Annotated in this window: 8 protein-coding genes; 2 read left to right on the plus strand and 6 right to left on the minus strand. The window is 34.6% G+C overall.

The genetic code is table 11. The annotated features are described in order from the left end of the window. Positions 1-134: 134 nt before the first annotated feature. Positions 135-665: a copper resistance CopC family protein gene (locus NST60_RS26415; protein WP_016205127.1), complete on the minus strand. Its 531-nt coding sequence runs from the start codon at positions 663-665 to the stop codon at positions 135-137. Positions 666-1,008: 343 nt separating this feature from the next. Then, entirely contained in the window at positions 1,009-1,305 is a 297-nt protein-coding gene (locus tag NST60_RS26420; protein WP_016205128.1) for a hypothetical protein, read from the minus strand. A 456-nt stretch (positions 1,306-1,761) separates the two neighbouring features. On the opposite strand from NST60_RS26420, the gene NST60_RS26425 reads away from it, so the two are divergent. Beyond that, on the plus strand, positions 1,762-3,330 hold the full coding sequence (locus NST60_RS26425) for an IS1182 family transposase (RefSeq protein ID WP_016205122.1): 1,569 nt from the start codon (positions 1,762-1,764) through the stop codon (positions 3,328-3,330). Between the two features lie 133 nt (positions 3,331-3,463). On the opposite strand, the gene NST60_RS26430 is transcribed toward NST60_RS26425, so the two are convergent. Together NST60_RS26430 and NST60_RS26925 are read right to left on the minus strand one after the other, a co-directional pair. Continuing rightward, positions 3,464-7,573: a PKD domain-containing protein gene (locus tag NST60_RS26430; RefSeq protein WP_016205129.1), complete on the minus strand. Its 4,110-nt coding sequence runs from the start codon at positions 7,571-7,573 to the stop codon at positions 3,464-3,466. A gap of 179 nt (positions 7,574-7,752) precedes the next feature. Continuing rightward, a complete protein-coding gene (locus NST60_RS26925; protein WP_445304425.1) occupies positions 7,753-7,935 on the minus strand; it encodes a hypothetical protein in 183 nt (60 codons plus the stop codon). A gap of 241 nt (positions 7,936-8,176) precedes the next feature. Between NST60_RS26925 and NST60_RS26440 the strand changes: the two genes are divergently transcribed. Further along, positions 8,177-9,514 carry an ISLre2 family transposase gene (locus NST60_RS26440; RefSeq protein WP_341097941.1) on the plus strand — a complete coding sequence of 446 codons (1,338 nt, stop codon included), beginning with the start codon at positions 8,177-8,179 and terminating at the stop codon, positions 9,512-9,514. Between the two features lie 65 nt (positions 9,515-9,579). On the opposite strand, the gene NST60_RS26445 is transcribed toward NST60_RS26440, so the two are convergent. Together NST60_RS26445 and NST60_RS26450 are read right to left on the minus strand one after the other, a co-directional pair. Beyond that, entirely contained in the window at positions 9,580-10,449 is an 870-nt protein-coding gene (locus NST60_RS26445; protein WP_341100967.1) for a hypothetical protein, read from the minus strand. A 775-nt stretch (positions 10,450-11,224) separates the two neighbouring features. Further along, positions 11,225-12,340: an IS4 family transposase gene (locus NST60_RS26450; protein WP_169187985.1), complete on the minus strand. Its 1,116-nt coding sequence runs from the start codon at positions 12,338-12,340 to the stop codon at positions 11,225-11,227. Between the last annotated feature and the right edge of the window lie 142 nt (positions 12,341-12,482).

A 12,482-nucleotide genomic window follows, 5' to 3' on the forward strand; every position in this document is an offset into this window, starting at 1 on the left:
TGGACAGAAGTTCCCTTTTTTACCTGCATCTTCTATATAAACACATAACATACTTTAACTTTTGATTTAATTCTTTATATTGAAAAGTAAGTAATTTAAGTACTGACAAAAACCAATATTTAAAGTGCGTTTTGTTAAAGTTCTTTCCTTATTAACCATATAACCACAATTGCAAAGATAAGAAATAGCCCCATTAATGTTACTAAGATGTTTTTGTCATCTGTATTTTCACTTATACCATCATTATTATTTTGGACTTGGCTTTTTTCCTCTTCATTAGTGATTTGCTGAGTTGTATTTTTTTCTCCCTCTTTTTGTTCTATTTGTACAAGAAAGTTAATTTCACCTCTTATTGGATGACCATCTTTCCCGACAATATACCATTCAATCTTATACGAGCCATTGTCTAAAGGTTCTGTTAAGGTTCCAATCATTTTTTTGCTTTTAACTTCAATATCAATAAACGAAATTTCGGTTCCATCCTTCAAAAGTTTCATTGTGCTTATTTCGTTTATAGTTGTATTAAAATAAAGGTTAATTTGATTGAATTCCTCGGTTAATATTTCTCCTTCTTTTGGATTAGATGATACAATGCCTGAATGAGCACTAACAATTGAAGGTGATATCATTAATATACATAAAACGAAAAACAGAAATTTTTTCACGATATATATTCTCCTTTCTGCATTCTTAATATGTTCATATGTATTATCTAAGGAAATGTGACAAATACATTAACTAATGAAACCCAATCATTATATTTTTTATTTTGTGGAAGTATACCCAGATCCAAAAAGTAAAGTAGCTGCTATTCGTAGGTTTGTGAAGAAATTCACTTAAACTATCCTGCCCCTATAGCGACAAAAGAAGCATCTTATTTATTATAGGAATGTAGCACGATCTTTCTAAAGAATTTTTCATTAGGTTTTATTGATAAATGTTAAAAACACCACTAGAGCAAAAATAATAAACTTAGGGAAACACTATTTAGGACTTGCTACTCAAGATTTATTCTAAGAATGGTTTAATTAATTCCTGAATTTCGTCGTCATCCAATCTCTCGGACATTTCTTCGAAGAACTCTCCAACCGGTAATAATTCCACTGAAAAATCCTTATATAGCTCTTTAGAAACATGCTTTAAAACTTTATAGTACTCTGCAGCTAGTTGATATAAATCATTCTCTTTGGTATCCCTTTCTGGTAGTAACCTATTAAATATATATAACCTTTCAATAGTCATCTCATAGTTATTTAGCAGGGCAGTTATTGGGTCTGGAATTGAAAGTGTTTTTATTTCAGTCATGTATATCCTCCTTCGCATATATCTACATAATTTCTAAAAAGCGAAATTTTCATTATAAATCTGATTTACTAGCCATATGGATTACATCATCTTCTGTTAAATTTAGTAAGTTCATTCAAATATTCACCAAAAAATATGTAAATCCTTCTTTAACTCTCCTGCCCCGTTAGTTCTAGAAGAACTGGCAAGATTACGATGAATACTATTCGTTTTTAAATAACTTTATTGTTTATTAAACAACTATATAGTTGTTTAAAGGGACATTATTATTCGTGAACACCAATATAAATAAAAAAGAGGCTGGGACATAACCCTCCTCTGAAATGAAAAAGCCTGTGAAATTTTACTCATAGTAAAATTTCACAGGCTTTGATTTACTTTTTTGAAGAAAAATAAGGATCACTTCTGATAAAATAAAGTCACCACAACAAAATCTAATCAGAAAGAAGGATCCTTATGTTTAAAGATTATACCATGAATCAAATCGTTTTACCTTTAGATTTAGAAGTAAAATTACAAAATAATGATATTGCCTTCCATGTCCATCATTTAGTGGAAAGTATCCCTCAAGAAGCGTTTGAACCATTTCTTCGAAATGAAGGTTGTCCTGCCTATCATCCACGCATGATGCTTAAAATTATTCTATGTGCCTACACTCAATCTGTCTTTTCAGGGCGTAAAATGGAGGCCCTATTAAAAGACAGTATCCGTATGATGTGGTTAGCTCAAGGGTATGAACCAAGCTATCGTACAATTAACCGATTTCGCGTTCAACCAGAAGTAAAAGATTTAATTCGTCAATGTTTCATCCAATTTCGCTGCCAATTGATCGAAGAAAAACTGATCGATCAAGAAGCGATATTTATCGATGGTACAAAGATTGAAGCGAATGCGAATAAATTTACGTTTGTCTGGAAGAAAGCGATTGAGAAATTTCATCAGAGTTTAATTGATAAGTCAAACCAGTTGTACAATGAGTTGCTTGAGAACGAAATCATACCCCAAATTGAACGGGAAAGTGATGAACAGCTATCATTTGGAGAGCTCACTCAAATGGTTCAAAAAGTAGACGAAGTAGTGACCGAATATGATAAACAAATTGAAGAATCTTCAGACGTTACTGAACGAAAAGCCTTACGAAGTGAACGAAAATACCCGAAACAAGTGCGTAAACAGTTGATTGATTTTGTCTTGAGAAAACGGAAGTACCAACAGGATTTTACAATCTTTGGACCACGTAATAGCTATTCTAAAACAGATCTAGATGCGACATTTATGCGAATGAAAGATGATTATATGAAAAACGGGCAATTGAAAGCTGGTTACAATGTACAAATCGCAACGGAAGGTCAATATGCGCTTGCTTATAGTTTATTTCCAAACCCAACAGATACACGTACGTTAATTCCATTTTTAGATGAGATAGAGCAACATTATTTCGAGTTACCGAAACATATTGTTGCAGATGCAGGTTATGGTAGTGAACAAAACTTTAGTGATATTCTCTCAAACAGAAACCGAGAAGCACTGATAACATATAACATGTTTTTGAAGGAACAAAAGAAAAAGTACAAACAAAATACATTTAATCCTGATAACTGGGTATATGATCAAGAAACCGATACATATACGTGCCCTAATCAGAAACGTTTAGAATTTCAATATCATTCTGTCCGAACCGACGCTACAGGTTTCCAAAGGAGTTTCAAAATCTACGAGTGCGAAGACTGTTCAGGATGCCCATTCCGTTCATCATGTACCAAGGCAAAAGAAGGAAACAATCGAAAACTAATGGTGAACAAAAAATGGGAACAGCAAAAAGAATATGTGAGAGCGAAGCTTTCAGAAGAGAAAACGAGTGCCATCTATCGAAAACGCAAAACCGATGTGGAACCAGTTTTTGGATTCTTGAAGGCTAATTTGCGTTTCACTCGATTTTCTGTACGAGGAAAATCGAAGGTGGAAAACGAAATGGGCCTCGCATTAATGGCAGTGAATTTAAGAAAATTCACTGCCATTAACTAAGATAATAGAAGAATTAACACGAAAAAAAAGAGAAAAGTGAATTTGAGTACCTCAAATTCACTTTTCTCTTTTTTAGAGGCTAGTTATGTCCCAGCCTCATTATGACAAGCCATACTATAATTGACCACATTAATTAAAATTTGCGATGATATCTAGATGAGTTAAATGCGTTATCAATTATATTTATTTTAACGGTATCCTTTTTAATTACTCCATTCTTATACTTTACTTCAAATTCAAATTTAGCTTCTCCTACTTTCAACATAGTTGGATAGTACTGATGTTTTTCTTCATAAAGCGAACCATTATACAATATATTAGTTACTTTATTTAAATCAACAGGAGAGGTAGTATTTTTGTTATCCATTTGAACCGCGGATAAAGTACTCTTTACATAAATAGTTTCATAAGGTGAAGTATCTGCTTCAAGTAAAAACTTTTCACCACTAAAAAATTTATCTAGTGTATTTCCAAGTTTCTCATGCTTTTTCTTCCAATCGGCTGTATGATTTACATGTCCTTTTATGATTAGTGGTTTAGCATAAAAGGATATATCTACAGTCGTTTTATCATGGCCATCATCCACTTCGGTAGTAAAATCATAATTCCCTACGTCTGGAACAAAAACATAACAAACCTCTTCACCAGAGTTAATATTTGATTTTGTTAAAACGGTTTGTTTATTCCCATAATCCTTTTCTAAAAATAATTTAACTGTCATTGGTTGTTTATCTAAATCAATTACTTTTATACAAACATTTACGGTATCACCTTCATATACATCCTTTGGTGTATATGTAAGAGTAACTTGTGGTGGTCTATTGGTAATCTTTAGAGTTTTCTCTTTTGTACCTGTAGCTCCATCATCATCTGTAACAGTTAATTTTATTTTATAATCTCCCACCTTAGTGAAAATATTTTTAGGATTTTTTTCAGTCGAGAATTTGGTCCAAGTCGTTTTATTTGGTTCCTGATATTCCCATATATTTGTTAATGGATCACCGTCTGTATCAAATGACTTGTTAGTGAAAGAGACAGTGGTATCATTATAAATGGTTGTTGGGTTCCAAGTAAAATCCGCAACAGGAGCTCGATTTTTAACAGTAACATTTTTAGTCACGTTGTGACTAGCTTCTCCGTCTGAAACCGTTAATCGGACTTTCCAAACCCCTTTCTTATTTAAAGTGTAAGAAGGGTCCTTAGAAGTAGAAATAGTACTCCAGGTAGATTCATTTGGCTTCTGAGCTTCCCACTTATACGTTAAAGAATCTTTATCAGCATCGGTAGACTTATTAGTAAAAGAAACGGACGTATCATTATAGATGGTACTAGGATTCCAAGTGAAATCTGCTACAGGTATCCTGTTTTGAACAGTAATGTTTTTAATCACATTATGACTAGCTTCTCCGTCTGAAACTGTTAATCGGACTTTCCAAACCCCTTTCTTATTTAAAGTGTAAGAAGGGTCCTTAGAAGTAGAAATAGTACTCCAGGTAGATTCATTTGGCTTCTGAGCTTCCCATTTAAACGTTAGAGAATCTTTATCAGCATCCGTAGATTTATTAGTAAAAGAAACGGACGTATCATTATAGATAGTACTAGGACTCCAAGTGAAATCTGCTACAGGTATCCTGTTTTGAACGGTAATGTTTTTAGTCACATTATGACTAGCTTCTCCGTCTGAAACCGTTAATCGGACTTTCCAAACCCCTTTCTTATTTAAAGTGTAAGAAGGGTCCTTAGAAGAAGAGATGGTACTCCAAGTAGACTCATTTGGCTTCTGAGCTTCCCATTTAAACGTTAGAGAATCTTTATCAGCATCCGTAGATTTATTAGTAAAAGAAACGGACGTATCATTATAGATGGTACTAGGATTCCATATAAAGTCAGCAACCGGAGTTCTATTCTGCACAGTAACATTTTTAGTTACGTTGTGACTAGCTTCCCCATCTGAGACAGTTAAACGAACTTTCCAAACGCCCTTTTTATTTAGAGTATAAGAAGGTTCTTTTGAAGTGGAAATGCTACTCCAAGTAGTCTCATTAGGTTTCTGAGTTTCCCACTTATACCTTAGAGAGTCACCGTCAGCATCTGAAGATTTATTACTGAAGGAAACAGAAGTATCATTGTAAATGGTACTAGGACTCCAGGTGAAATCAGCATTCGGCGCTCTGTTTTTTACAATAATATTTTTAGTCACATTATTGCTTGCTTCCCCATCGGAAACAGTTAGACGAACTTTCCAAATCCCCTTTTTATTTAGGGTATAAGAGGGATTTTTAGAAGTCGAAATCGTACTCCAATTAGTGTCATCAGGCTTTTGAGTTTCCCACTTATACGTTAGAGAGTCACCGTCAGCATCTGAAGATTTATTACTGAAGGAAACAGAAGTATCATTGTAAATGGTACTAGGACTCCAAGAAAAATCGGCAGCTGGTGCTCTATTCTGTACAGTAATATTTTTAGTTACATTATGGCTGGCCTCTCCATCTGAGACAGTTAAACGAACTTTCCAAACGCCCTTTTTATTCAAAGTATAAGGAGGGTCTTTAGAAGTAGAAAATGTACTCCAGGTAGTCTCATTAGGCTTTTGAGTTTCCCACTTATACGTTAATGAGTCACCGTCGACATCTGAAGATTTATTACTGAAAGAAACAGAAGTATCATTGTAAATGGTACTAGGATTCCAAGTGAAATCAGCTATTGGAGGTCTATTAATAACATATAAGGCATGACCGACAACACTTTCATCTTCTCCATCAGAAACAGTGAGTTTAAAGGTGTAGTCTCCCTTTCCTATAGTGAAACTTGACGGCGTTTTTGCAGTAGACACAGTCACATAATTACTATCTGCGCTGCCATATGGTTTTCTTTCCCAGCGATATGTTAAAGAATCTCCGTCAGGATCTGAAGAACTATTAACCATCTTGATTGGTGTATCATTATAAATAGTATTGGAAGGATCCCATTCCCATTTTGCAACAGGAGGCCTGTTATTTACATATAAAGCATGTCCAGCTTCTGCCTCTTCTTTTCCATCAGAAACTACTAATTTAAAGGTATACTTTCCTTTTGCAATCTTAAAGCTAGATGGCGTTTTAGCAGTTGATATTTGAACATAATTACTATCAGCTGATCCATATGGTTTCCTGTACCATTTGTAAGTTAAAGGGTCGCCATCGGGATCAGACGAATTGTTTATCATTTTGACAGTTGTATCATTATAGACGTTATTGGAAGGATCCCATTCCCATTTTGCAATAGGAGGTCTATTTGGTTGAAATGATAATTTAGCTTGATCTCCTTTAAAAGTAAAATATGCGGTATTTGCCCATTTGGTTTTATTACTATCATGTGGACTTCTAACTCCATACCAAACAGCTGTTTGTGATTCTTCAAAATCGACTTTTGTATAAGTTTTCCCTTGAGTGAAGTATCTGTTATTACCTAATTCATCAATGACAGAGGGTGCACTTTCTCTGGGCGTTTTCCTTCGTAATACACCTTCTGCATTCATTTCTAAGGTATTAGTATTGGTACCACTTGAAAGCGATAACTTTCCTCCCTCATATGCTTTATTACTAAATTCGAAAGGAAGAATAAGTGGCGTATACACAATTTGATTTTGCACTTTTTTAACGATAAATAAATCCCAATTAGCTTTTTCTTTTTTATTGAAAAGCTCTTCTAAGGGTAAATAAGCATTAAAACTTACATCTTGATATTTCATATTGCAATCATCGTTCCATCTATTTGTTGCACTAGATGGACATTGGTTCCATATGCCAGCCCCTTGATTATTATATTCTAGATCCTCAGTTGCATCTAAACTTCCTTGAACTGTTTTATAAATTTTTACTGTGCCGATACCACTATCACCAGATGATTTTCTAGCAACTATATACGTATCTTGGTTAGAAGAGGTATGTTCACGATGTCCAAATAATACTGACCAACCCGAAAATCTAATATATTTTTGACTACCTTTCCCAAAATTTTTTGTTGTAACTTGATAACCATTTGTAACAAACTTGTCTGAATATACATCGTAAACTATTTTTCTTCCACTAGTCATAGTGAAATCTTTTGATCCCATTAGGTTATTCCAATTATTCTTAACCGTTGATGAAACATTATATATATCTTCATCACCAGTACTTGCGTGAGCATGATGCTCTTGAATAAAAAGTAAAAATAAAAAAAATAAAATAGGAATCAGAAAAAAAATCTTTGCATTTCTCATTTAAATCCCGCTTTCTATTCTTTGTAAAAAAATTAACATTTCACCTCCTAATAATAAAAAACGACCCAAAACTAAAGCAGTTTATTAAACTACTTCGTCTTGGGTCGTTCCCATTTAATATAAAAGTTTATATTAAATATTTTAAAGCAAATTAAATGGGGAATCAATAAATAACAATTTTAAATTTTTAATTTTTTCTTTCTAATAATGAAGATTACTGCAGCTCCGATAATTAGTACTCCTACTACCGAAATAATTATTGGGAGTTTACTAGATTTAGACTCATCTTCATCTAGAATTGAAGAACGAGTTGCTTCTTCTTTAATATTATCATTGTTTTCATTTGTAATATTGGTATCCATGTTATCTTCCTTGTTTTCAGTAGAAGGGTCGTTTTTATCAGAACTTTCTTTTTTCTGTATGAGTAAAATGTTTGTGGGAGAATAAATATCCTTTTTGTCTAGTTGGGGGACTCGTCCCCCAACTAGACAAAAAGGCCACCAAGCGAAAGCGCGGTAGCTGGAAAAAATTAAGTATTAAAAAAGAGAGCTTCCTTTTGTAAAGTAGAGTTTGACTAGAAAACTACGAAAAGGAGAGGCTCTCATGAATCAATGTAACATAAAAATGCCATCATTAAAAGAATTGGAAAAAACTTTATTTCGAACACTACAAATGACGTTTCAAGAAATCCTTGTTCAAACGTTAGAAAATTGGGATCAAGAGATTGCCAAGCAACGAGACAAAAGAAGATTTGCTTTACGTGATAAACGAGAAATACGATTAGATACAGCGTTTGGAGCTGTGGAGCTGAAGCGTAATTATTATTTTGATCGTGTGACTAAAAAATATATTTGTCTATTAGATCACTATATACAGTTTCAGGGGAATAAGGGATTTAGTCCGCTACTAGAAGAATGGGGGCTAGAACTAGCGACAAATGGCTCCTCCTATCGAAAGGCGGTGGAAACGTTCGAACAATTTTTAGGCTATTCGGCGATGAGCCACGAAGCATTACGGCAACATCTTCTTCAAACAAGCGTACTTCCCGCTAAGGAAAAACGCCCTTTTCAAAAGGTATTGTTTGTAGAAGTAGATGGATTATATGTGAAGAGTCAAGAAAAGAAAAAGCGTGGATGGGAGTTGAAATTCGCCGCTGTACACGAGGGATGGAAAGAAAACGGAAAGCGAATCAGGCTCCGAAATAAAAGGCATTTTCTTTATGAAGGAAAAGAACCCTTTTGGGAAGCCTTTGAAACGTTCTTACAGAATCATTATGCGTATGATCCTACCCAAACCTTGCTTATTATTAATGGTGATGGAGCAGGCTGGATAACGGCATGTCGGGAGTATTTTCGGGAACGCGCCTTTTTCACCATGGACCGTTTTCATGTCGCTCGTTCGATGAAGCAACTAATGAAGAGCCATCCTCGATACCGCTACATGAAAAGAGCGTTAAGAAACTACCAGGTAGAAACATTACTTCTAGAGTTGAATAGCGCAGTAGGAACAATGGATACACCAGAAAAAGAAGAAAAACTAGAGCATTTCCTTGCCTTTTTAACGCATCATCAGGAAACCATAAAAGATTACCGTAGTTGGTTACAGGAAAAAGGTGTGGACACGACAGCGTATCGTCCAATGGGAAGTGCAGAGGCGATGATGAATCAATTAGCCAAACGATTAAAGAATGGAAGAGCATGGAGCAAAAAAGGGGTCATGAGCATGGCGCGCTTGTGGATTGGATTGAAGGATGACCTATCCATCCAAACGATATATGGGAAATGGGAAAAAGCCACGGAAAAATCAAAGAAAGAGCATCGAGCGAAAAGAAAAATACCCACAAAATTAGTAACAGAAACCGTGCGTCAGAACATGCCATACTTAAATCAAGCGATTGGAAAACCCGTTCACTTTGCCTTACAGGGATTAAAAGGTTTTTAAAAAATGAGAGAATCAACAGTTGGAAGAACAAAACCAATTGGAAAGCGGATACAAACTTAGAGGTTTTACTTTATAAAAAAGGGAGCTAAAAAAACTCCCACAAAAACTTGACTCAATCCTTTTTTCTGCTCAGTTTCCATTGTGCTTTCTTTTGTTTTATTATCATTTTTATCAGTAGATGTATTACTTCCTTCCTTTATCTTTGTTACAGAGGCAACAACTTTATTTTCCTCGTTATTGCTTCTATCGGAAGAACTACTTTGACTTGATTTTGATGAACTATTGGAAGAAGAACTGCTGTTTGTTTTTTTACTTTCTGAATTATTGCTTGTTCCACTTGATTTTGATAGATTAGTTGAGTTGCTTTTACTAGAACTCGATTTTGAAGTATTAGTTGAGTTATTTTTACTAGTATTGGTATTGCTTGAATTTTTACTACCTGTAGAAGTAGAAGGTTTTGTTGCTTTATTATCAGAATTCGGTTGTGTAACCGGTTTGGACTCTGGTTTAGGCTTTGGTGCAGGTTTAGGGTCTGGTTTAGGCTCAGGCTTTGGTGTAGGTTTAGGTTCGGGCTTTGGCTCAGGCTTCGGTGTAGGTTTAGGAGTTGGCTTAGTAGCAACCCTGTTAATATAAACCGTTAATTCTGCATGAGTGTGTTTATCTGAAAAAACGGGTACTATAAACTTTTGACCACTTTTTGTTACAGATTGATGAACCCCACCAAAAATATTAAAAGTATCTGCAGCCTTTGCATAATATCCATACACTATATCTCTGCATAATCCACTTGCATTTGCTGGGTTAGCTTGTGTAGCCTTATCTGAATTAATTGTCATGCTACAGGATGCTAAAGGTAACTCATCTGCAAGCAAATGCACTGGTTTTAATACTCCTAAAATTAGTATTAATGTTAATAACGTTATTACTCTTTTCATATAAATTTCCCCTCTCAATTTTTTTACTTTATTTTTTGTCCTTTATAAACGAAAAAAAGCGATCCAATGGGACGTTTTAATGGATCAGAGTATAATCACCCTAATCAACTTCTAAAACATAGTCCCAAAGAACCGCATCTTTTTTCATTAATCGAATAGCCATTGATGGCACAAAAAATAAAAAATAGTATTGATATGCCTTAATTATACCCGGTTCTTAAGATAATTTCATTATAAAAGTAAAAAAAATTGGTTGTTTTAACCATGTTCACTGTTTATATCGGATAATTTTGGAATATTAAAAGAAAAAACCATACAATTAGCATGGTTCTTTTATCCTGTTATTTATTTTTATACTCATAAACCGCTGCTTGTCGTATCATTGCAAGATCTCCTTTGAACCAGCGGGGGCTTTCAGTAGTTACAATGGCAATTACACAAGGACCTTCTACGTTTTCGAATACCTGGTAGTTATCGTTATAATATACAAACGGATAGGTCCTGGATATACTATCATCAATAAATTCTAGATGAACTAAGTACAATTCTTTCTGAAAAAAAGAGTTTGCGGTAGGTGTATAAACATAGCCCTGAGAACTTTTAAGTTTTAAATTATTATTTAAACTCACTAGTGTTGCATAAATAGTGTCATAATTTTCAGTTTACTCACCTTCCCTGTTTAGAGGCAAAAAAGTAAATACCCAATCAAAGGTGGCCCCATCCATTTGGAAATTTATTTACAATTAGACTTTTGCAACGACGACAATTTGCATATTTAAGGGATGGCTTTTCCTTCAATCTTTCGAAGCCAAACATTCGCTGGTTTCCACAATGCAGCCCTTAGATAACGGCTAATCTGTAAGGTTTTTCGCTTGCTTCTGGTCTCGATTTGCACGAGAACATGTAGGCAAAAAACAATTAGTGCGATAAATACTTGATTTTGAATCGCCCATTCGCTTTGACCGTAGAACTTTTTGATGCTGAGATGTTGTTTGATCCATTTAAAAAACAGCTCAATTGCCCACCGTGATTTATACATTTCTGAAATTTCTTCGGCGCTTAAATCAAAACGATTTGTAATTAAATGAAGTTCATTTCCTTTTGAGTCCATCACTTTTAGAAGCCGAAAGTAATTTTCAGCACGGTTTTGAGTCGTACCTATCAACACCATTTGGTCTGATAAAACAGCTGTATCCTTGGGTAGCTTAAAATCGTAAACGTTCCGTATGACTGCATTTTTGCGTAGCCGTGAAAGAAAGAAGTAGCCATCATCAGTCATGCGATCAAAGCGCTCGTAGTCTAGATAACCACGGTCAAACACATACATGCATTCCTTGTCATCCACCATGATTTCAAGCTGACCACGGTCATGTTCTTTTGCCGTTGTCATAACGGCCTTTTCAGGATAGGATATACCCTTTTCCATAAACACAAGGCGCAAATGTAACTTTACACCTGCTTTTGTTTTGCGGAATTTAGCCCATTTATGATTGGTCAAATTAAGTGGCAATGTGCTTGAATCAATGATTTTTAACGGCATCACGAGTTTCGTGTAATGCGTTTTGGCATGAATTTGTGACACTAAATCAAGGAAAAGCCTTTGAAATAGATCAGGGTTTATGCCGTTTAACCGCCGTGACAACTGAGAAATACTAATAGAATCAAGGTCTATCCCTTTTTGAAGCTGGTCATCGAAAAGACAATCACCCAGCGCATGCAGACTTTCAATTTCTTGTAGCTGCGCAAAAAGTAGTAATTTTAGAAATGACTCTGTCGTTAATTTTTTCGTATAGTAATCTAATTTCATCGTTTTCACGTTTTCTTCAAATAATTGAAGATTTATAGGTGAAAACCATTGTCCAAATGAAGTTTTTCGTGTAATCTTGTCCATGTGATGGTCCTTTTTTAGTGGATTTGGACGGGTTACCACCTGACTAATCCATTATAAAGGACTTTTTCTTTGCGCAAAATAATAATATTGAACATTTTGAGTATTTTTAATAGTGAATTTAAATTAATGCAACACTAGTGAT

Origin of the sequence: Niallia sp. FSL W8-1348 (assembly GCF_038006745.1) — a bacterium.
Taxonomy (GTDB): Bacteria; Bacillota; Bacilli; order Bacillales; family Cytobacillaceae; genus Niallia; species Niallia alba.

Bases quoted from the DNA above. Each gene is read 5' to 3' on its own strand.
- NST60_RS26440 (WP_341097941.1), top strand. From the start codon at position 8,177: ATGAATCAATGTAACATAAAAATGCCATCATTAAAAGAATTGGAAAAA.
- NST60_RS26420 (WP_016205128.1), bottom strand. From the start codon at position 1,305: ATGACTGAAATAAAAACACTTTCAATTCCAGACCCAATAACTGCCCTG.
- NST60_RS26450 (WP_169187985.1), bottom strand. From the start codon at position 12,340: ATGGACAAGATTACACGAAAAACTTCATTTGGACAATGGTTTTCACCT.
- NST60_RS26445 (WP_341100967.1), bottom strand. From the start codon at position 10,449: ATGAAAAGAGTAATAACGTTATTAACATTAATACTAATTTTAGGAGTA.
- NST60_RS26425 (WP_016205122.1), top strand. From the start codon at position 1,762: ATGTTTAAAGATTATACCATGAATCAAATCGTTTTACCTTTAGATTTA.
- NST60_RS26430 (WP_016205129.1), bottom strand. From the start codon at position 7,573: ATGAGAAATGCAAAGATTTTTTTTCTGATTCCTATTTTATTTTTTTTA.
- NST60_RS26925 (WP_445304425.1), bottom strand. From the start codon at position 7,935: ATGGATACCAATATTACAAATGAAAACAATGATAATATTAAAGAAGAA.